The organism is Rhizobium sp. BT04 (assembly GCF_030053135.1).
Lineage (GTDB): Bacteria > Pseudomonadota > Alphaproteobacteria > Rhizobiales > Rhizobiaceae > Rhizobium > Rhizobium binxianense.
Genome location: NZ_CP125652.1, coordinates 3,330,553 through 3,349,243, shown reverse-complemented (window position 1 = coordinate 3,349,243; position 18,691 = coordinate 3,330,553). Strand labels below are relative to the sequence as shown.

At 62.6% G+C, this 18,691-nt stretch carries 21 protein-coding genes; 12 read left to right on the top strand and 9 right to left on the bottom strand.

Annotated features, from left to right (window positions below; translation table 11 throughout):
• Positions 1-39: 39 nt before the first annotated feature.
• The 3 genes from QMO82_RS24555 to QMO82_RS24545 are packed head-to-tail and all read left to right on the top strand — an operon-like array spanning position 40 to position 3,765.
• The gene (locus tag QMO82_RS24555) at positions 40-1,578 is read left to right on the top strand and encodes a di-heme oxidoredictase family protein (protein WP_183605375.1); all 1,539 of its coding nucleotides are present in this window, start codon (positions 40-42) and stop codon (positions 1,576-1,578) included.
• Entirely contained in the window at positions 1,578-2,678 is a 1,101-nt protein-coding gene (locus QMO82_RS24550; RefSeq protein WP_183605374.1) for an imelysin family protein, read from the top strand. The genes QMO82_RS24555 and QMO82_RS24550 overlap by 1 nt, the downstream gene beginning before the upstream one ends.
• Positions 2,679-2,682: 4 nt before the next feature.
• Positions 2,683-3,765: a DUF1513 domain-containing protein gene (locus QMO82_RS24545; RefSeq protein WP_183605373.1), complete on the top strand. Its 1,083-nt coding sequence runs from the start codon at positions 2,683-2,685 to the stop codon at positions 3,763-3,765.
• 46 nt (positions 3,766-3,811) lie between these two features.
• Here the strand turns inward: QMO82_RS24545 and QMO82_RS24540 are convergent, their stop codons facing one another.
• A complete protein-coding gene (locus QMO82_RS24540; protein WP_183605372.1) occupies positions 3,812-4,885 on the bottom strand; it encodes a DUF2252 family protein in 1,074 nt (357 codons plus the stop codon).
• 219 nt (positions 4,886-5,104) lie between these two features.
• On the opposite strand from QMO82_RS24540, the gene QMO82_RS24535 reads away from it, so the two are divergent.
• The 3 genes from QMO82_RS24535 (at position 5,105) to guaA (ending at position 7,924) form a co-directional block, all read left to right on the top strand.
• Positions 5,105-5,554 carry a PaaI family thioesterase gene (locus QMO82_RS24535; protein ID WP_003544704.1) on the top strand — a complete coding sequence of 150 codons (450 nt, stop codon included), beginning with the start codon at positions 5,105-5,107 and terminating at the stop codon, positions 5,552-5,554.
• Entirely contained in the window at positions 5,551-6,189 is a 639-nt protein-coding gene (locus QMO82_RS24530) for a 5'-methylthioadenosine/S-adenosylhomocysteine nucleosidase (protein ID WP_183605371.1), read from the top strand. The genes QMO82_RS24535 and QMO82_RS24530 overlap by 4 nt, the downstream gene beginning before the upstream one ends.
• A gap of 172 nt (positions 6,190-6,361) precedes the next feature.
• Positions 6,362-7,924: a glutamine-hydrolyzing GMP synthase gene (guaA, locus tag QMO82_RS24525; RefSeq protein WP_183605370.1), complete on the top strand. Its 1,563-nt coding sequence runs from the start codon at positions 6,362-6,364 to the stop codon at positions 7,922-7,924.
• A 339-nt stretch (positions 7,925-8,263) separates the two neighbouring features.
• On the opposite strand, the gene QMO82_RS24520 is transcribed toward guaA, so the two are convergent.
• Together QMO82_RS24520 and QMO82_RS24515 are read right to left on the bottom strand one after the other, a co-directional pair.
• On the bottom strand, positions 8,264-8,866 hold the full coding sequence (locus QMO82_RS24520; RefSeq protein ID WP_183605369.1) for an NADPH-dependent F420 reductase: 603 nt from the start codon (positions 8,864-8,866) through the stop codon (positions 8,264-8,266).
• Between the two features lie 149 nt (positions 8,867-9,015).
• Positions 9,016-9,750 (bottom strand): SDR family NAD(P)-dependent oxidoreductase, encoded by a 735-nt coding sequence (locus tag QMO82_RS24515; RefSeq protein WP_183605368.1) that lies wholly within the window; start codon positions 9,748-9,750, stop codon positions 9,016-9,018.
• A 292-nt stretch (positions 9,751-10,042) separates the two neighbouring features.
• On the opposite strand from QMO82_RS24515, the gene QMO82_RS24510 reads away from it, so the two are divergent.
• Positions 10,043-10,939 (top strand): LysR family transcriptional regulator, encoded by an 897-nt coding sequence (locus tag QMO82_RS24510; RefSeq protein WP_183605367.1) that lies wholly within the window; start codon positions 10,043-10,045, stop codon positions 10,937-10,939.
• Positions 10,940-11,063: 124 nt separating this feature from the next.
• On the opposite strand, the gene QMO82_RS24505 is transcribed toward QMO82_RS24510, so the two are convergent.
• Positions 11,064-11,495 carry a type II toxin-antitoxin system VapC family toxin gene (locus tag QMO82_RS24505; RefSeq protein WP_183605366.1) on the bottom strand — a complete coding sequence of 144 codons (432 nt, stop codon included), beginning with the start codon at positions 11,493-11,495 and terminating at the stop codon, positions 11,064-11,066.
• A complete protein-coding gene (locus tag QMO82_RS24500; protein WP_183605365.1) occupies positions 11,492-11,791 on the bottom strand; it encodes a hypothetical protein in 300 nt (99 codons plus the stop codon). Before QMO82_RS24500 ends, QMO82_RS24505 begins: the two co-directional genes overlap by 4 nt.
• A gap of 285 nt (positions 11,792-12,076) precedes the next feature.
• On the opposite strand from QMO82_RS24500, the gene QMO82_RS24495 reads away from it, so the two are divergent.
• Positions 12,077-12,571: a GNAT family N-acetyltransferase gene (locus QMO82_RS24495; protein WP_183605364.1), complete on the top strand. Its 495-nt coding sequence runs from the start codon at positions 12,077-12,079 to the stop codon at positions 12,569-12,571.
• A gap of 84 nt (positions 12,572-12,655) precedes the next feature.
• Here QMO82_RS24495 and QMO82_RS24490 read toward each other — a convergent pair whose 3' ends face one another.
• From QMO82_RS24490 to QMO82_RS24480, 3 genes are all read right to left on the bottom strand, one after another.
• A complete protein-coding gene (locus QMO82_RS24490; protein WP_183605363.1) occupies positions 12,656-13,201 on the bottom strand; it encodes a YbhB/YbcL family Raf kinase inhibitor-like protein in 546 nt (181 codons plus the stop codon).
• 38 nt (positions 13,202-13,239) lie between these two features.
• Entirely contained in the window at positions 13,240-14,094 is an 855-nt protein-coding gene (locus QMO82_RS24485) for a helix-turn-helix domain-containing protein (RefSeq protein WP_183605362.1), read from the bottom strand.
• A gap of 131 nt (positions 14,095-14,225) precedes the next feature.
• Positions 14,226-15,122, bottom strand: a complete 897-nt coding sequence (locus QMO82_RS24480; RefSeq protein WP_183605361.1) for a LysR family transcriptional regulator — start codon at positions 15,120-15,122, stop codon at positions 14,226-14,228.
• A 104-nt stretch (positions 15,123-15,226) separates the two neighbouring features.
• On the opposite strand from QMO82_RS24480, the gene QMO82_RS24475 reads away from it, so the two are divergent.
• From QMO82_RS24475 to QMO82_RS24465, 3 genes are read left to right on the top strand one after another with little or no spacing between them, the layout of a single operon-like run.
• Positions 15,227-15,601: an Atu4866 domain-containing protein gene (locus QMO82_RS24475; RefSeq protein ID WP_183606621.1), complete on the top strand. Its 375-nt coding sequence runs from the start codon at positions 15,227-15,229 to the stop codon at positions 15,599-15,601.
• 58 nt (positions 15,602-15,659) lie between these two features.
• A complete protein-coding gene (locus QMO82_RS24470; RefSeq protein ID WP_183605360.1) occupies positions 15,660-16,511 on the top strand; it encodes an oxidoreductase in 852 nt (283 codons plus the stop codon).
• 57 nt (positions 16,512-16,568) lie between these two features.
• Positions 16,569-17,303 carry an SDR family oxidoreductase gene (locus QMO82_RS24465; RefSeq protein ID WP_183605359.1) on the top strand — a complete coding sequence of 245 codons (735 nt, stop codon included), beginning with the start codon at positions 16,569-16,571 and terminating at the stop codon, positions 17,301-17,303.
• A 35-nt stretch (positions 17,304-17,338) separates the two neighbouring features.
• On the opposite strand, the gene QMO82_RS24460 is transcribed toward QMO82_RS24465, so the two are convergent.
• Complete coding sequence (locus QMO82_RS24460) at positions 17,339-17,902, bottom strand: methylated-DNA--[protein]-cysteine S-methyltransferase (protein ID WP_183605358.1); 564 nt, start codon at positions 17,900-17,902, stop codon at positions 17,339-17,341.
• A 165-nt stretch (positions 17,903-18,067) separates the two neighbouring features.
• Here QMO82_RS24460 and QMO82_RS24455 point away from each other — a divergent pair, with 165 nt between their 5' ends.
• On the top strand, positions 18,068-18,664 hold the full coding sequence (locus tag QMO82_RS24455) for a 2'-5' RNA ligase family protein (protein ID WP_183605357.1): 597 nt from the start codon (positions 18,068-18,070) through the stop codon (positions 18,662-18,664).
• The last annotated feature ends 27 nt before the right edge of the window (positions 18,665-18,691 follow it).

Genomic DNA, 18,691 nt, shown 5'->3' with positions numbered 1-18,691 from the left:
GCGGGCCGCTTCGAAAGCCGGAGCGGCCCGGACCCTGAAATGTCGCATGCCCCGGCCCGCCGATTGATCGCCAGCGCAACGCTCTGCGCCACGCTTGCCGGTTTTTCCGTCAGCATTGCTGCCGGTTTCGATCTGCCGACGAAACGCACCGACCTTTCCGCGGCCGATCTGAAACGTGTCGCCGACGTCACCCGGCCGACGACAAATTTTTCCAAGGCAGAACAATACGAAGCGATGCAGGCGGGGGCTGCGACCTCGATCGACCCTGTCACCGAGGACAGCTTCTCGCATATTTCGGCCAACATCCCCTTCGAGGAAGAGCAGAATTTCAAGCTCGGCAATGCGCTGTTCCGCAAGCTCTGGGTTTCCGCGCCCTCTTCGACACAAGCCTCCGATGGTCTCGGGCCGCTGTTCAACGCCCGCTCCTGCATGAGCTGCCATGTCAATGACGGCCGCGGCAAGCCGCCGGAGGGAGGCCCCAGCGCCACCTCGATGTTGCTGCGGCTTTCCCGCGCGGCCGGGACACCGGAGGAAGAAAAGGCGATCGCGAGTGCTGATGTCGTCAATTTTCCCGATCCGGTCTACGGCCACCAGCTGCAGGATCTTGCCGTTCCCGGCCTTGCCGCCGAGGGAAAGTTGGCGATCAGCTACCGTGAAGAACCGGTGACGCTCGGCGACGGCGAGATCGTGTCGCTGCGCCGGCCGAGTTATGCGGTTGTCAATCCCGCCTATGGGCCGCTCGATCCCGCAACGACGATTTCGCCGCGAGTCGCCTCGGCGATGATCGGCCTCGGGCTGATCGAGGCCATTCCCGAAGCCGATATTCTTGCCCATGCCGATCCGGACGATGCCGACGGCGACGGCATTTCGGGCAAGGCTGCGATGGTGCGCGATCACCTGAGCGGCAAGATCGCGCTCGGCCGGTTCGGCTGGAAGGCGCAGAACGCCACGGTGCGCGACCAGAGTGCCGATGCCTTTGCCAGTGATATCGGCATCTCGACGCCCGATCAGCCGAATGCGCAGGGCGACTGCACCAAGGCGGAAGAAAAATGCCTTGCTATGCCGACCGGTGTGCAGAAACGGCTGGGCAAGGAAGAGGCGCCCGGTTCCATTCTCGACCTCGTTACCTTCTATTCCTCAAATCTCGCCGTCCCGGCGCGCCGCAAGGCCAGCTTTCCCGAGACGCTGCGGGGCAAGCGGATCTTCTACGAAAGCGGCTGCATGTCCTGCCATGTGCCGAAATTCGTCACCCGCCGGGATACGCCGGACAAGGCACAGTCCTTCCAGCTGATCTGGCCTTATTCCGACTTTCTTCTGCACGATATGGGCGACGGCCTTGCCGACGGGCAGCAGGTCGGCCTTGCAAGCGGACGTGAATGGCGCACGCCGCCGCTATGGGGTATAGGACTGACCCGGACTGTCAGCGGACACAGCTTTTTCCTGCATGACGGCCGTGCGCGTGATCTCACCGAAGCGATCCTCTGGCATGGCGGCGAAGCTGAAAAGGCCCGCAACGCTTTCTCCTCTCTGTCGAAAGACGACAGGGCGGCCCTGATTACATTCCTGGAGTCACTTTGATGCGCCTACCGCACCCCCTGCTCTGCCTCTCTCTGCTCGGCCTCGCCACGTCAGCGACCGCCCAGACCGCCGCTCCTCCGGCAGGGGTGAACGAGGATGCCGTTCCCGCCGTCATGCAGCGCGCCGTCGACGAAGTGATCCGTCCCGGCTATCGCAACATGCAGCAATCGTCTGCCCGGCTGACGACGGCGATGAAGGATCTTTGCGCCGACGGCACGCAGCAGACGCTCGACAAGGCGAAATCCGCCTTCGACGATACGATCCGCTACTGGTCGATCATCGAGATCGTCCAGACCGGACCCGTCATCCAGGACAATCTCTTCGAGCACATCCTGTTTTATCCCGACCGCAAGGGTGTCGGCCTGAAGCAGGTGCAGGCGCTGATCGCCAAGGGCGACCCGAAGGATGCGACGGTCGATGCGATCGCCGGCAAGAGCGTCGCGCTGCAAGGCCTGACGGCCCTGGAATATGTGCTTTACGGCAACGGCTCCGACGATCTCGTCAAACAGAAGGGCGGCTTCCGCTGCCTCTACGGCCAGGCAGTCGCCGGCAATATCCAGCGTGAGGCCGGCGAAGTCGTCGCCGCCTGGGAAAAGCCCGACGGGGTGCAGGCAAGCTGGAAACATCCAGGCCCGCAAAGCAACGATTTCATGGACAACAAGGAAGCCGTGACGGCGCTGCTCGGCATTCTCGTCCACGGCGCCGAAAATGTCCGCGACCAGCGGCTGGAGCAATTCTACAAGGGCAAGGATACCGCGCCGCGTCCGCGCATGGCGATCTACTGGCGCTCCAAGAATACCTGGAAATCGATGGCCGCCAACATCGACGGCCTGCGCACGCTCTGGCAGAAGGCCGGCATGGCCGAGCTTCTGCCGCCGGACAAGCAGCCGATCGCCGCTTCGATCGACGAGGATTTCAAATCGCTGCTCGACAGCGTGCCGAAGCTCAATCCCGACATCGACGTGGCGACAAGCGATGCGGAGAAGGCCAAGCTCGATACGCTGCTTGCCGAGAGTCGCGACCTGATCACCAGGATCAGCGACGAATATGGCGCAGCGATCGGCCTTTCGGCCGGCTTTTCCTTTTCGGATGGAGACTGAAGCGATGATGCGAAGTGCCCCAATCGACCGGCGCAGCTTCATCAAGGCAGCCGGGATCGGTTTCCTTGCGGCCTTGACGCCGAGGTCGCTGATGGCCCTGGAGCAAGCCGATGCGGTCTATGCTTCGGGCATTCGTGCTGCCGATGGCTCCTATGCCGTCGCGACCGTTACGGAGCGCGGCGAGGTCGTCGATCAGGTGGCGCTTCCGTCCCGGGCGCACGGCATGGCCTTCAGCGCCGCCACCGGCAAGACCGTCGCCTTCGCCCGCCGGCCCGGCACCTATGCGATGATTTTCGATGGCCGGAATAAGGGCGAACCAATCGTCATCAGCTCCAGGGAAGATCGGCATTTCTACGGCCACGGCGCGTTCTCTCCCGATGGTCGTCTGCTCTATGCCAGCGAGAACGACTTCGACGGCAATCGCGGCATGATCGGTCTCTACGACGCCACCGACCGCTTCACCCGCATCGGCGAATTCGAAACCTACGGCATCGGCCCGCACGACATGACGGTTTCCGATGACGGACGCCTTCTGATCGTCGCCAATGGCGGCATCGAGACGCATCCGGATTTCGGCCGCACGAAGCTCAATCTCGGGGCGATGCAGCCGTCGCTGGTGCTGATCGATGCGGCGACCGGGGCGCTGATCGAAAAACATATGCTGCCTGCGCAATGGGCACAACTCTCCACCCGCCACGTCGATCTCGACGACAAGGGCCGCATCTGGTTCGCCTGCCAATACGAAGGCCACCGTAACGACCTGCCGCCGCTTGTCGGCCATTTCGCCAAGGGAGAGGATCTGTCCTTCATCGACCTGCCGGAGGAGACGACGCACAGGCTTGCCAATTACGTCGGCGCAATCGCCGTCAACCGCAGCGAGGGCCTCGTCGGCGTGACGTCGCCGAAAGGCGGCGCCTCGGTGACCATCGACGCAAGGTCGGGCAAGGTGCTCTCGGAGACGAGCATTCCGGATGCCGCGGGCATCGCGCCGGCAAGAAGCGGCTTTGCCGTCTCCTCCTATGACGGCGATTTCCTGTCGACCCGCAGCGATGTCGCCTGGGACCAGCACATCGTGCGGATCTCTTAGAGCATGACGCCGTCCGAAAACCGCTCACACTTTTCGGCGTCATGCTTTAACGGCCGCGTGCATAGGCTTTCTGCTCGGCACTGACGCTCGATGCGGCGGCCCTTGCCGCCTCATGCAGCCATTCAGGCCCCCGGGCCTGCAGGTCCCGCAGGATCACTGCCGCCGCCGCATCGTCGGAATGGCAATTGGCGATCTCAAAGCCCATCAGTTCGAGCATCGTCGGCGAAAGCAGCACCTCCTGGTGCTTGTCGATCTCGATCTTGCGGCTGTTCGGCGAAAGCCTGCGCACGAGAATACGGCCGGAGACGCCATAATGGGGATCGGCGGAGCGCGCCCGTCCGCCGGCGATTTCGCCCACGCGGATCGCCAGGTCTTGCGGCCTGTGGCGAAGCGACCAGGCCGACGGCACCAGCGCCTTCGCCTCGCGCAGCACCGGCCCACCCTGCCACTCGGCGTAAGCGACGAAACGCGGCCGGCCGAGACTGCCGGTGCCGCCGCTGCGCGGCTTCGCCACGAAAGGTCCTGAGCCGGGCGGCAGTGCATCTGCGAGCGCCTTGACATAGGCTGATGGCGGCGGTTTGCTGCCGGCAGGCAGCATTTCATATTTCTTCCAGAATTCGCGGCGTTCGGAATTCGGCAGCATCAGCGCCTTGCGCAGCCATTTGTGATCGCGTTCGAGGATAACGGGCAGCGGATTTTCAAGACCCCTGCGATAACCGGCAAGGATCACTTCGCCGATCATCCGAACCGAGGGGCCGTCGCCGTTCCGCGCCAGGATGGCGCTTGCCGTAAGGCGAACGAGATCCAGTGCATAAGGCATCACCGCCGCGTCGTCGAAATCATTGACGCCCCAGACGAGCCGGCCCTCGGCATCGCGCCAGGTGCCGAAATTCTCCAGATGCGTATCGCCGATCGCCAGCACTTCCGGCGCGGAGCCAAGTTCCGGACAGATATCGAGGATGATCTCGCACCAGCGCCAATAGGTGGCGCGCAGGAAGACGAAATCGTCGCTGCGCATCTTCTCGTGCTTTTCGCGGAGATCGTCCTTGACGAGATCGGCCCCGAGTTCGCCGGCCAGCCAGCTCTCGAAATTCTGGACCGATTGCGATATCGTCGTCATGCGCCGGCGCTCCTTCGTTTCCAGACATGACGCGGAGAATACGCGCTGGGCGCGAAGCTGCAATCGTCTTCGCACCGGCTTGCACAGCGGCAAAAAGTCGAAAGGTGGCCCCGGCGACACGGTGCGCGCTTTCCGCCGCGGTCCGGACCGATTTCAGCAATGTGCAGCTTGTCGAATCCGGCCCGCCATGCCACTTTCGCCGCTGCAAGAGGGGCAGACATGAGCGAGACTGACAGGGGCGATTTCCGCGCGCGAATTCGCCGCAATTTTGCGCGGCAGGCGGCGATGGAGACGATCGGCGCGGAGTTGACGCGTGTCGAGCACGGCGTCGTCGAGATCGAGCTTCCCTTCGACGTCAAACTAACACAGCAGCACGGCATCCTGCATGCGGGCATCATTTCCGCCGCGCTCGATTCGGCCTGCGGTTTTGCCGCCTACAGCGTCATCGACCCCGAAGCTTCGATCCTGACGATCGAGTTCAAGGTCAATCTCATGTCTCCGGGGCGTGGCGATCGTTTCCTGTTTCGCGGGGAAATCACCAAACCCGGCTCCACCATCATCGTCGCCGACGGGCGAGGCTACGCGATCAGCGACGGGCCGGCCAAACTCATCGCCTCCATGACCGGAACGATGATGGTGATCCGCGGCAGGGAAGGAATTACGGGATGAAGTTCGAACTGAAATCGGTCGCAGGAAAATCCATCCTTTTCGTCATGGCGGCCGAGGCCGAATACGGTCCCTTCCTGCGGTCGCGCATCGAACCCCTGATGACCGGCGTCGGCCCTGTGGAGGCAGCGGTTGCGCTGACCAAGACGCTCGCGCGGCTCGATGCGGCCGACGATCTGCCCGATCTCGTCGTTTCGCTCGGCTCGGCCGGCTCGGCGAAACTGGAGCAGACCGAAATCTACCAGGTGACCTCGGTTTCCTACCGCGACATGGACGCCTCGCCGCTCGGCTTCGAAAAGGGCAAGACACCTTTCCTCGACCTGCCGGCGGTGCTCGATTTGCCATTGCGCATTCCCGGCATTCCGGAAGCAAGCCTTTCCACCGGCGGCAACGTCATCTCAGGGGCGGCCTATACCAATATCGACGCCGACATGGTCGACATGGAGACCTTTGCGGTGCTGCGCGCCTGCCAGGGCTACAAGCTGCCGCTAATCGGCCTTCGCGGCATTTCCGACGGCGCCGTCGAGCTGCAGCATATTTCCGGCTGGACCGAATATCTGCATATCGTCGACCGCAAGCTCTCCTATGGCGTCGACAGCCTGTTCACGGCGCTGGAGGACGGGGTTTTCTGGTTCTAGAGCATGTCGCGCAAAAGTGTGCAGCGGTTTTGCGATAACGACATGCGTAAAAACAAAAACCTGCCAGCGCCGCGCGTCTTTACAGACGCGCGGGGACAATCGGAACAATAAAAACCTGATGCCGCCGATTTCCCGGATTGCCAGGCGAAGCGCTTTTCATTAAAGCCTCGCCATGACCCAGACAGCACATCCCGACTCCGTTCTCATCGTCGATTTCGGCAGCCAGGTGACCCAGCTCATCGCACGTCGCGTGCGCGAGGCCGGCGTCTATTGCGAGATCGTTCCCTTCCAATCGGCCGAAGAGGGCTTCAACCGCCTGCAGCCGAAGGCCGTGATCCTGTCCGGCAGCCCGGCTTCCACGGTGGACGAGGGATCGCCGCGAGCGCCACAGATCATCTTCGACAGCGGCCTGCCGGTCTTCGGCATCTGCTACGGCCAGCAGACGATGTGCATGCAGCTCGGCGGCAAGGTCGAAAGCGGCCATCACCGCGAATTCGGCCGCGCCTTCCTCGAGGTCGACAGGGATTGCCAGCTGTTCGAGGGCCTCTGGTCCTCCGGCTCGCGCCATCAGGTCTGGATGAGCCATGGCGACCGCGTCACCGCGCTGCCGGATGGTTTCGAGGTCGTCGCCACCTCCTCCAACGCGCCCTACGCCTTCATTGCTGACGAGAAGCGCAAATATTACGGCGTGCAGTTCCACCCCGAGGTCGTGCATACGCCTGATGGCGCCAAGCTGATCGGCAATTTCATTCACAACATCGCCGGCATCAAGGGCGACTGGTCGATGTCAGCCTATCGCCAGAAGGCGGTCGAGCAGATCCGCGAGCAGGTGGGCGACAAGCGCGTCATCTGCGCGCTTTCGGGCGGCGTCGACAGTTCCGTCGCAGCCCTCTTGATCCACGAGGCCGTCGGCGACCAGCTGACCTGCATCCTCGTCGACCACGGGCTGATGCGCAAGGATGAGGCGGCCGGTGTCGTCGCCATGTTCCGCGAGCACTACAATCTGCACCTGCTGCACGTCGATGCCGCCGATCGTTTCATCGGCGAACTCGAAGGCGTCAGCGACCCGGAAACCAAGCGCAAGATCATCGGCCGGCTGTTCATCGAAACCTTCGAGGAAGAGGCAAGGAAGCTCGGCGGCGCCGACTTCCTCGGCCAGGGCACGCTCTATCCCGACGTGATCGAAAGCGTTTCCTTCACCGGTGGCCCGTCGGTGACGATCAAATCGCACCACAATGTCGGCGGCCTGCCGGAGCGCATGAAGATGCAGCTCGTCGAGCCGCTGCGCGAGCTCTTCAAGGACGAGGTGCGCGCGCTCGGCCGCGAGCTTGGCCTGCCCGACAGCTTCATCGGCCGCCACCCTTTCCCAGGCCCCGGCCTTGCCATCCGCTGCCCCGGCGGCATCACCCGCGAAAAGCTGGAGATCCTGCGCGAGGCTGATGCGATCTATCTCGACGAAATCCGCAAGGCCGGCCTCTACGACGCCATCTGGCAGGCCTTCGCCGTGCTGCTGCCCGTCCAGACCGTCGGCGTCATGGGCGACGGCCGCACCTATGAATTCGTCTGCGCGCTGCGCGCCGTCACATCCGTCGACGGCATGACGGCGGACTTCTACCACTACGACATGGAATTCCTCGGCCGCGCCGCCACGCGTATCATCAACGAGGTACGCGGCATCAACCGCGTGGTCTACGATGTTACGTCGAAGCCGCCGGGTACGATCGAGTGGGAGTGAAGGGGACAGAGGACTCTCAGGCGAATCCTAGGCATCGATAGCAGTCGATAGATTCCAGGCGACCCGCAGATCTGCGGCTCTGTCGCGCGTCTCCCCGCTCTTCGAACGGCGCCCATACGCCGTCCGGCCCACCCCAACCTTCGCGACTTTGTGACCTTCAAGTATTCGGTCGCGCGCTGCTCGAAGACGTTAGAGCGGTTCAGCTTTTCACAGAAGCCAGAACCGCTCTAACCTTTTGTTTTCACGCAATTCCGGACGGAAAGCCGCTTCGCACTTTTCCTGGAATGCTCTAGCACGCGCGACCAGTTCTCGGCGCCGATCGCCCGGGTCGTAGATCGATTACTGCTCCTTCTTGAACAAATCCTGGAAGATGAGCTGGCCCCAAGTGCGGCCGCGTGCGTGCACCAGCGCGCCACCCTCGTCGAGCTTTCCCACCTTGACGGGTGCAAAGCCGAGTTGTTTGGCCAAGGCGGCCACATGAGCGATCGCGTCCTCGTCGTCACTCGACAGAAAGACGACCCGGTGCCCACCCTCGACGATCGGATCAGCAGCCAGGGTGGCCGCAATCAGGTGATTGAAACCCTTCACGAGCTTGGCGCCGGTGAACGCCTTCGCAACGAAGGCGGAAGACGGCAGGCCGTCCAGCTCTTCGGGAGGAAGGGGAAACGAGTTCGTCGCGTCGATGACTGTCTTCCCTTCCCAGTTCGGCAGGGCCTTCGCAACCTCGCGATGCTCCCAGAACGGGACCGCCAGGATGATTGTGTCGGCCTCGAGTGCATCCCGCAGCCACTTGGCGACGACCGTGGGTCCAATCGCCTGAGCCTGCGGCGCCAACGCCTCGGGCGGCCGGCGGCTCGCAACGGTCACGTCGATGTTTTTACGTGCGAAGGCGTAGGCGAGCGCCTGGCCTATCTTACCGAATCCTACAATCGCATAGCTCATAATGCTTCTCCAATCCGTGTAGATATTGGTTCCCCGGCCTTCAACGGCGCTGGGTATTCGTTCCGCTGTGTGGCCACCATTGCGCGTCCTGCCGTGAACGGCTTCCGCGCGGCCGGACAGCCAGCCACTTCCGGCGATCCGGCGCGAATTCAGATGGCCGAGAAGCCGCCGTCGACAGACAACTCTACCCCATTCACGAAGCTCGAATCGTCTGAAGCAAGAAACAGCGCGACCGCCGCAATTTCCTCAGGACGACCCATCTTTCCCCGCGGGATCAGGGATTCGAACATCTGCTTCGCCTCCTCGGTGAGGACTTGGTCCTGCATCGGTGTGGCGATCGGCCCAGGGTGCAGCACGTTCACCCGGATATTCCTGCCCTTCAGCTCGTTGAGCCACCCGCGTGCGAATGCGTGCAGCGCCGCCTTGCTCGCTGCATACACGCTGTAACCAGGAAAACCTTTCACCGAAGCAACTGATCCGGTCATGAAGATCGATCCGCCATCGTTGAACAGCGGCAACGCCTTTTGCACCGTGAACAGCGTGCCGCGCGTATTCAGGCCGAAGGTCGCATCGAAATGCTGCTCGGTGATCTCGCCCAGTGGGACGGCTTCGCCCGTGCCGGCGCTCGCATACAGGACGTCAATCTTGCCCTTTTCCCGCTTGACTGTATCGAACAGGCGGTCGAGGTCGTCGAGATTGGACGCGTCGCCGCGCACGCCGGTCACGTTCCGGCCGATCAACTTGACGGCCTCGTCCAGCGCCTCCTGTCTCCGACCCGTGATGAAAACATAGGCGCCTTCTTCAACGAACCGCTTGGCGCTCGCCAGCGCCATGCCGCTCGATCCACCCGTGATGACTGCAACCTTACCCTCAAGCTTTCCCATGACTTCTCCTTCCAGGCTCCGCCTGTGATCGTTCGGGGAGGTCCCCGATACCCTCAAAATAGGTCCGCCGGAGTCAGGCATTGAGTGCGGAAGCGCGCACATCGGTGGTGCAAAATCGATCCGGCTGGACGACGGACGTCAGCCGCGACGATCGGTGTCCGTCGTTCGGAATTGGGCCGCGCTCGTCGGCATAGGCTATGATGAAAGCCCGTACTGCTGTACGAATGCGTTAGATACGGGCTTTGGAAGGCGCACCGCGCGGTGCCGGATTGCACCATGATCGGCTGGCACCATGATCGACTGGGATGACGTTCGCTACTTTCTTGCCGTCGCGCGCGGAGGCTCGGTGCGGGCTGCCGCCAAGCGCCTCGGGGTGAATCACTCGACCGTGCTGCGACGCATCGCTCAGCTCGAGGAACGCCTCGGGGCGCAGATGTTCGAAAGGCTGCCTTCGGGCTACCGCCTGACGGCTGCGGGCGAAGAGGTCCTCGAACTCGCGAACCAGATGGAAGCGTCGTCGCACCAGCTGGAGACGCGCGTCTTCGGTCGCGACCAGAGCGCGCGCGGGCTTTTGCGGGTGACGCTTCCACCGTTCCTCGCCACACACCTGCTGATGCCGGATCTCGCCGACTTCGCGCGTCTGCATCCGGACATCGAGATGGAAATCTTGTCGACCGGCGAGGTCGCGAATCTGACCAACCGAGAGGCCGACGTCGCGATCCGCATTGTCGCCGACCGCAAGACCCTGCCGCTCAATCTTCACGGCCTGAAGGGACCGGAGCTGTTCAGCGGCGTCTACATGTCTCGCGATCGACTAGCCGCGTGGCGTGCGGGCGCGTCTGATCCCATTCGGTGGATCGTCATAGACAATCATGGACTCCCGGTCTGGGCGCGCGAGGGAGAGGTTTACACCACGGGAGTTCCGTTCAGGACCCCGGACGCCGAGACGCAGATCGTTGCAGTACAGCAAGGGATCGGGATGACGAAACTGCCGTGCTTCGTCGGCGATTCCGACCCTCTATTGGTGAGGGTGCCGGGCACCGACCTGCCCATGCATGGGACGCTCTGGCTTCTCACACAGGGGGAGACACGCAAGACGAAGCGCGTGCGGCTCTTCACGGAGTTCGTATCCCGCAGGCTCGCGGCGTACGCTCCGCTTCTCGCGGGGCTATCTATATCGCGCGACTGACGGCCCGGCAGGTGGCCGGCGACGCTTGCCGTAATCCGGTCAGAAGCCGAGGGCTCTCTTGACTACCCCGCTTGCCTCTCAGACGATCATCAGCACGCGGACGAAAACAGCCGAGACCGCCGCATCAGACTGCTCCGTGGATCGGATTGACGATCTGGAGTCCGGCAAAGTCCTTTTCGTTATCCGTTACAACAACGCACTCGTTCGCCGCGGCGACAGCGGCGATGATCATGTCGAGCCCGCTGCGCGGCTTGCCGGCCGCTTTCCCTTCCGCCATCAGCCGTGCCCAGATCAGGCCCGCTTTGTCGTCGAACGACAGGATGCGGCCCGCAAACAGCGCCTGCGGTCCTTCACGCCCGGAAAACCATTTGTCGAGCGCGTCGCGTTTCTTGCCGCGTGGCTTCTCCAAAATTCCGCGATGGATCTCCGCAACGGTCAGTGAGGAGATGAACAAATCCTCGTCGCGCTGCGTCGACATCCATGCAAGAAGCGATTCCGATGGCTGCGGTTTGACGACATTGCTGATGATGTTGGTATCGAGGAGGTAGCGCGTCACAAGTCGACTTTGCGTCCCTCTTCCCGGGGGCGGGAAAGGTCGAGGTCGGCGTCCACCAGCGGCGAACGACGCAATGCGGCGAGAATCCCACCAGGCTTCGGCGTCTCGCCGACGATCGACTTGCTTACGGTCGCGCGCAGCTCCGAAGCCTCGGGCGTGTCCTCCGACAGGCGTCGGGCGAGCGACCGGATGAGGTCGCGATCAGCGTCCTTGCCGAGCACTTCGAAGCGCACCAAGCCGCGCTCGCCAAGGCGGGATCGATAATTTTGGATGGCGCGCTTCTGTGAACTTCCCATGATGACCTCCGGCTTATTTCCAGTAATATAGCCAGAACCAGGGTTTTCAGCAAGTTTGCGCGGCCAGCGTTCAATTTACGATCGGCGCTCTACCGTCGCCGGCATCTTGCGATCCTCGCATCGGACTGCTATTCGCATTTAAGTCTTAGAGGAGAATGCCTTTGTCTGCCGTCGCAACGAACCAGAATTCACCGGCTGCGGCGGTAGGGATGAAGGCGCTCGGCATCGTGACCGAGAGCTGATCCTCATTCTACCGCTCGGCCTTAGCGCGCCCCATGCCGGCGCATGTCTAATGTCGAGAAGATTATGATCATCGAACTAACCAGTCGTGACTTCGAAGCGCTGCTGAAGGGCATCGCGCCCCTCCATCTGCGCCTTGTCGAAGACAGCGCCCTTGCGCCTCCCGAGATATTGCAGATGTTGAGCCGGCTCGCGGCTGACATCGGCGCCGAATTTTCGCCGGCGGCCTGGATGATCGTCGAGGATGGCGAGATCGTCGGCCTCTGCTCCATCGTTCGGGTCCCACATGATGGAAACATCCATATCGGCTATGGAGTTGCGCCGTCCCGCCAGGGTCTTGGATGCACGACCCGGGCGATAGGGCAATTGCTGCAGTGGGCGCGGAACGATCCTCGCGTGGCGCTGATCTCTGCAGAGACCGGGTTGGAGAACATCGCGTCACAGCGCGTCCTCGAGCGCAATGGATTCACCCGCGCCGGCGAGCGTATCGATGCCGAAGACGGTCCGTTGATTTGCTGGGAAGTAGCGACGGCCGGATAAGCCCGCACAGGAACGGCCGGACCGAGGTTCAGTCACCTCGGCCGGCCGTTGTCATGCAAGGATGATGCGATCCTGAGCGCGGCTTCAGCGGCCGTAGGTGACCTCGACGGAGGCCTTGTCGAGCGTATTTGCCCTGACATAGAAGCCCACCATGGCGGCCGGCGCCGTATCGGGAAGCGGGAGCTTGTCGACCGAGAGCGCGTAGACGGTGAACTGGTAGTGGTGCGGCTTGTCGCCGGCCGGCGGGCATGCGCCGCCGTAGCCTGACGTACCGAAGTCCGTGTGACCTTCGACGGTGCCGGCGGGAAGCTTTTTGTCACCGCTGGCGCCGGTGGCGATCTTCGCGGTATCGGCGGGAATGTTGAACACGGACCAATGCCACCAGCCCGAGCCGGTCGGCGCATCCGGATCGTAAGCCATGATGGCGAAGCTCTTGGTTCCCTCGGGAGCGCCCGACCAGGTCAGTTCCGGCGAGATGTTCTTGCCCGAGCAGCCAAAGCTGTTGAAGACCTGCGCATCGGCCATCGTCTTGCCGGCGACCAGATCCTTCGAGGTAAGCTTCATTTCGGCCTGGGCGGCCGTCGCGCCGAAGACGGACGCGGCGAGAAGTGCTGCTGTGATGAAACGCATTCTGTTTTCCTGCGGTTGATGATGCAGGAGAACTATCGTCAGCGCTGGAGCATATCTGCCCCGGTCTGCTCAACTTCTGTCCCGATCCGCTCAAAATGCTCGGAGCCGCCCCGCACATGGCGTGGATTGACGCCAAACCGCTCCTTGAACCGCGCCGCAAATTGAGACGGTGAATCATAACCGACCTCAAGGGCAACCTGCGCCATCGGCAGTGTCGTCGTCTGGATGAGCCCCAGGGCACGGTTCATCCGCGTGTCGCTGAGGATCTCACTGAAGCCGGTATTCTCGGCGGCGAGTTTGCGCCTCAGCGTCGCTTCGCTCATGTTGAACGCGCGCGCCGCCTGCCCCAGCGTCCAATCGAAAGCGGTATCGCTTTCGATCATCTGCCGCAGCCGGTCCTCAAGCCGAGGGCTTTGGCATTGGCCGAGCACCGCGCCGCAGAGCGCAAACCAGGTGATCAGTTCGATCAAACGAGCCTTGGCAATGGCGCCGGGAAGCCTCGTCAGATTGCCGGGCTGACAGCAATAGTCAAACAATGCCGCAGCTTCCTCCGGCAGCTCCGAAGTGCTTGCCGGGACCGGTCTCGACGGAACGGCAATCGATCCCATCCTGCTATAGGCATCCTCGAAAAGCCGTCGCGGAACAGGTAGCGCCAAGGTCTGATACTTCTGCGGCGCCTTGGGAATGTTCTCCATCGTCAGGGGGCGATAGTCGGGCAGCAAGCCAAAGGCGCCCGCTTCGAGGCGCAAAGCCTTATCATCCGCCATGACGATCTTCGTTCCCGATTGCACCTGGATCAACAGGGGACTCGTATTGACGAGACGATAAAAACAGGCGCGCCCACCTTGGCGGACCAAGGCCCTGGTCGGAACGGGAAAGGCGTCGTCGAGCATATGTTCTCCGGCAATGGGATAGAGCGGCGACCGGCAGAGCTGGCATGAAGACGACCGCTGATCCGCGAGGCTCGGGAATACCAAAACCATGTGGCAGCGGCAACATTGAGCCGGGGATCCCGAGACCATGTCTACCTTCTACGGGACCTGCCGACATAATCGACCAATACGCGCAGCTTCAGCGGCTGCCTCTGGCGCCTGGGATAGTAGAGATAGAAGCCCGGGAAGGGCGGGCAAAAGTCCTCCAGCAGCGGCATGAGTTCGCCGCGTTCGATATAGGGCTGGAAGGTTTCCACCATGCCGAAGGTGATGCCTGCTCCGGCACAGGCCATGCGGATCATCATGCCCATGTCGTTGGTCGTGACGGCGAGATCGACGGAGACGTCGAAGTCGCGATCGTTCTCAGTGAACTCCCAGCGATAGGGCGCCGTATCCGGGCGTGGCCGCCATCCGATGCAGGAGTGGTCCTGCAGTTCGCGCGGATGGTGGGGATGGCCGCGGCGCTCGAGATAGGCGGGGGATGCGGCCGCGCATTGTCGCTGCTCTTCGGAGACTGAAATCGCAATCATGTCCTGTTCGATCACTTCGCCCAGCCGGACACCCGCGTCGAACCCGGCCTCGACGATATCGAATTCGTCATCGGTGATGGTGATATCGAGTTTGATGTCAGGGCAGGCTTCCATGAAGCCGGCCAGCAAGGTGCCGGAGAGGAAGTTCTCGGCGATCGAGGAAACCGTGATCCTGAGCCAGCCGCTTGGGCGCGCCTGCATTTCCCGCACCGTCTGCATCGCATCCTTGACCTGGCGGACCGATGGACGAACCGCCTCGAAGAACACTTCGCCGGCTTCGGTCAGGCTGACGCTGCGCGTCGTGCGCCGGACCAGGGCGACGCCGACCCGATCTTCCAGGCGTTGCAGGGCCTGGCTGACGGCGGAGCGGGTGACGCCAAGCCGCTCGCCGGCGAGCCGGAAGTTGCGCGCCTCCGCCACAGCAAGAAAAACTGAAATGCCTTCGAGATCGTCGACCATTGGTTAGCATTTCTAACCACGTCATCCTGGATTGGCAACTTAATCGCTCGGCTTCTCCGTCTTATCTTTCAGTCGAGGTCATGAAGGCTTCGAAAGGCAAGGCAATGCGAAGGATTTTCAAAAGCCCCCTCCTGCAGTTTTTCACGGCGGTCACCCTGGCTGGCGCGGCGACCGATTCGTCCGCCGCCGATACCGTGAACGACCGAGAAACTCAGCAGCAACAAACAAGCGAGAACACAATGCAGCAACATCCCTATGTCGGCATGTGGGTTACGGATGATGGCCGCGTCCGCCACGAACTTCTGCCCACTGGCCGCTACGACGAAGCCCGCGGCAACCGGGAAAGCGCCTACCGGGGACGCTACGAAGTCACCGGAAGCCACATCGAATATTGGGATGATACGGGCTTTACGGCCGACGGCGATTTCGTCGACGGTAACACCCTCCATCATGGCGGCATGGTGCTTCGGCGCAAATGACGCGCCGCCTGAAAGGCAATACCCCACAGGAGAAGGCCGCGTTTGCCGGCCGGAAAGGATGACGATCATGTCTTCCCCAACACCCATCTGGTTCATCACCGGCGCATCGTCCGGCCTCGGCCGGGCGCTCGCCGAAGCCGTCCTGGCGCGTGGCTGGCGCGCCGCCATGACGGCGCGCAGACCCGAGAGCCTGGCAGATCTCACGGCAGAGCATGGCGACCGCGCGCTCGCCCTTGCACTCGATGTGACGGACAGCAACTCCGTCGCCCGCGCCGTTCATGATGCCGAAACCCATTTCGGCGCGATCGATGTCCTCGTCAACAATGCCGGCTACGGCTACCTCTCGGCGATCGAAGAGGGCGACGATGCGGAGATACGCGCTCAGTTCGAGACCAATGTCTTCGGATTGATCGCCGTCACCAAGCGGGTCCTGCCGGGCATGCGCCGACGCCAGCAAGGGCATATCTTCAACGTCTCCTCGCTCGGCGGGCTCGTCGCTTTTGCCGCAACCGGCTACTACCACGCCACCAAGTTCGCGGTCGAAGCCTTGTCGGAATCGCTTTCGCATGAGATCAAACCGCTCGGCATCGATGTGACAATCCTCGAACCCGGCGCCTTCCGCACGGACTGGGCCGGCCGGTCGATGGTCGAATCCAGCACGATCATCGAAGACTATGCCGAAACATCCGGCAAGCGACGCCAGACCACCCGCTCGATCTCCGGCAACCAGCCGGGCGATCCCACGCGCGCGGCCACCGCGATCATATCGGCTTTCGAAGCGGACGCGCCGCCGCTGCGCCTGCTGCTCGGCGCACCCGCCCTGAAGATCGCCCGCGAACGGCTCGATGCGCTGCGCGCAAACTTCGATGCCTGGGCGGAGACGACGCTCAGCGCCGATTTTCCCACCTGACCACCAAAAAACCCTCAACCGCATCGCCAGGCGAGCGGCGTACAAATGGAGCTTGAAATGTCTGATATCAAAGGAAAAGTCATTGCCATCACCGGAGCCAGCAGCGGCATCGGAGAGGCTGCGGCAAAGGTACTGGCTGCCGCAGGCGCCCATATCGTGATCGGCGCCCGCCGCACCGAGCGCCTGGAGGAACTCGCCGGCGACATCGCCGCAAAGGGCGGGACGGTGCGCCTGCGACAGCTTGACGTCACCGACCGTTCCCAGGTGGAAGCCTTCGCGGGCTTTGCCAAATCCGAATTCGGACGGCTGGATGTCATCGTCAACAATGCCGGGGTCATGCCGCTCTCGCCGCTCGAGGCCCTCAAGGTCGACGAGTGGGACCGGATGGTCGACGTCAATATCAAGGGCGTTCTCTACGGCATCGCAGCGGCGCTTCCGATCATGAAGGCGCAGGGATCGGGGCAGATCATCAACCTGTCTTCGATCGGCGGCCACAGCGTCTCGCCGACGGCGGCTGTCTATTGCGCGACGAAATTCGCGGTGCGGGCGATCTCGGACGGATTGCGGCAGGAGACCGATCGTATCCGCGTGACCGTCATCTCTCCCGGCACGACGACATCGGAACTGGCCGACACCATCACCGATCCGACGGCGCGGGACGCCATGAAGGCTTTCAGGGCGATCACGATCAGCCCCGAGGCCATCGCCAATTCGATCCTCTACGCCGTCAGCCAGCCTGATGACGTCGATGTCAGCGAGATCATCATCCGGCCGACAGCCAGCCCGCATTGAGCGGTTGAGGCTCTATCAAAAAGCACCTGCGCCGCTTAAAAACCCAGCGACTGCTGGGCAGGCGGCGGCGGTGCGAGGTTGACGCCTTCGAGTTCCAGCATGCGGGCCTTCGAAGTCGAGCCGCCGGGAGCGGAAAAGCCGCCGATCTTGCCGCCTGCGGCAAGCACCCGGTGGCAGGGGATGATCAATGCGACCGGGTTCTTCGCCATCGCCTGGCCGACGTCGCGAGCGGCTTCCAGCCCGACGCCAAGCTCCTTGGCCAGCGCGCCGTAAGTGGTGGTGCGGCCCCAGCCGATACGCCTTGCCGCCGCATAAATATCCCGGAAGAAGGCATCCTGGCCGGCAAGATCGACTTCGACGCCGGAAAAATCCGTCTCCTCGCCCTGGAAGTAGCGCTTCACCGCAGCGACCGTCTCCAGCACAGCAGGCGTCGGAGTGCCGGCTTCGGCATCCGGCAGGCGGCGCACCAAGAGCCGTTCGGCCGCTTCCGCTGCTTTGGTCGGTAGCTGGAAGCGGGTGATGCCGGCGTCGCTCCAGGCGATGCCGCAGAAACCGCCTGCGGTTTCGAAGATGAGATAGTGGTGCGTTGTCTCACTCACGACACAGCCTCCGCGTTTTCGATACCACAAAATCGTACGGGGCGGCCGCTGTTTCAACCCGTTTCTTGCACGATTGTTCTTTTTTTGTTCTTGATATTCCGTTCTCTCGGGATATCCTTCGGCATTCTTTTGGAACGATGAGGCGGGTGATGACGAGCTGAGGCCATGAACCAGATTCCCTTCGACTTCGGCCATGGCCCAAACCAGCCTGGGCGGCGGAGCGGCGGACACCGGCTGTTCTTCGCACTCCGTCCTCCCGCGACCATTGAGCAGCAGCTGGCCGCGATCGCCGATGACCATGGCAAGACCTTCTCCCTTTCCGCAAAACCGCGGCTTTCGACGCTGCATGTGAGCGTTATCGGCGTCGGCGACTATGACGAGCTGCCGGAGGACGCGGTGTTTGCGGCGCGCCAGGCAGGCGCCACGGTGGAGGGCGCGCCGATCGCGATCAGTTTCGACAGGATCATGAGCTTTCGGCGGGAGGACAAGGCACGGCCGCTGGTACTTTGCGGTGAAGGCGGGCTGAAACCGCTTACGCGGCTGCATGTCCAATTGGGCGTCGGCATGCACAATACAGGATTACCACACAATATCAGCCGCAATTTCACGCCGCATATGACGCTGCTCTACGACCGCAAGGCCGTGCCGCCGACGACCCTCGCCGGGCCGGTTTCATGGACGGCGCATGAATTCCTGCTGATCCACAGCCTCCTCGGAAAAACCGAACACCGGATCGTCGATCGCTGGCCGCTGCTCGGCTGAGCTTGCACTTGCGCAATTTCCACGCAT

Excerpts from the sequence above, each read along its gene's own strand:
- QMO82_RS24470 (WP_183605360.1), top strand. The coding sequence starts at position 15,660 with ATGACGATCATGTCTTCCCCAACACCCATCTGGTTCATCACCGGCGCA.
- QMO82_RS24475 (WP_183606621.1), top strand. The coding sequence starts at position 15,227 with ATGCGAAGGATTTTCAAAAGCCCCCTCCTGCAGTTTTTCACGGCGGTC.
- QMO82_RS24535 (WP_003544704.1), top strand. The coding sequence starts at position 5,105 with ATGAGCGAGACTGACAGGGGCGATTTCCGCGCGCGAATTCGCCGCAAT.
- QMO82_RS24465 (WP_183605359.1), top strand. The coding sequence starts at position 16,569 with ATGTCTGATATCAAAGGAAAAGTCATTGCCATCACCGGAGCCAGCAGC.
- QMO82_RS24555 (WP_183605375.1), top strand. The coding sequence starts at position 40 with ATGTCGCATGCCCCGGCCCGCCGATTGATCGCCAGCGCAACGCTCTGC.
- QMO82_RS24495 (WP_183605364.1), top strand. The coding sequence starts at position 12,077 with ATGTCTAATGTCGAGAAGATTATGATCATCGAACTAACCAGTCGTGAC.
- QMO82_RS24480 (WP_183605361.1), bottom strand. The coding sequence starts at position 15,122 with ATGGTCGACGATCTCGAAGGCATTTCAGTTTTTCTTGCTGTGGCGGAG.
- QMO82_RS24530 (WP_183605371.1), top strand. The coding sequence starts at position 5,551 with ATGAAGTTCGAACTGAAATCGGTCGCAGGAAAATCCATCCTTTTCGTC.
- QMO82_RS24485 (WP_183605362.1), bottom strand. The coding sequence starts at position 14,094 with ATGCTCGACGACGCCTTTCCCGTTCCGACCAGGGCCTTGGTCCGCCAA.
- QMO82_RS24520 (WP_183605369.1), bottom strand. The coding sequence starts at position 8,866 with ATGAGCTATGCGATTGTAGGATTCGGTAAGATAGGCCAGGCGCTCGCC.
- QMO82_RS24490 (WP_183605363.1), bottom strand. The coding sequence starts at position 13,201 with ATGCGTTTCATCACAGCAGCACTTCTCGCCGCGTCCGTCTTCGGCGCG.
- QMO82_RS24550 (WP_183605374.1), top strand. The coding sequence starts at position 1,578 with ATGCGCCTACCGCACCCCCTGCTCTGCCTCTCTCTGCTCGGCCTCGCC.
- QMO82_RS24500 (WP_183605365.1), bottom strand. The coding sequence starts at position 11,791 with ATGGGAAGTTCACAGAAGCGCGCCATCCAAAATTATCGATCCCGCCTT.
- QMO82_RS24455 (WP_183605357.1), top strand. The coding sequence starts at position 18,068 with ATGAACCAGATTCCCTTCGACTTCGGCCATGGCCCAAACCAGCCTGGG.
- QMO82_RS24545 (WP_183605373.1), top strand. The coding sequence starts at position 2,683 with ATGATGCGAAGTGCCCCAATCGACCGGCGCAGCTTCATCAAGGCAGCC.
- QMO82_RS24515 (WP_183605368.1), bottom strand. The coding sequence starts at position 9,750 with ATGGGAAAGCTTGAGGGTAAGGTTGCAGTCATCACGGGTGGATCGAGC.
- guaA (WP_183605370.1), top strand. The coding sequence starts at position 6,362 with ATGACCCAGACAGCACATCCCGACTCCGTTCTCATCGTCGATTTCGGC.
- QMO82_RS24540 (WP_183605372.1), bottom strand. The coding sequence starts at position 4,885 with ATGACGACGATATCGCAATCGGTCCAGAATTTCGAGAGCTGGCTGGCC.
- QMO82_RS24510 (WP_183605367.1), top strand. The coding sequence starts at position 10,043 with ATGATCGACTGGGATGACGTTCGCTACTTTCTTGCCGTCGCGCGCGGA.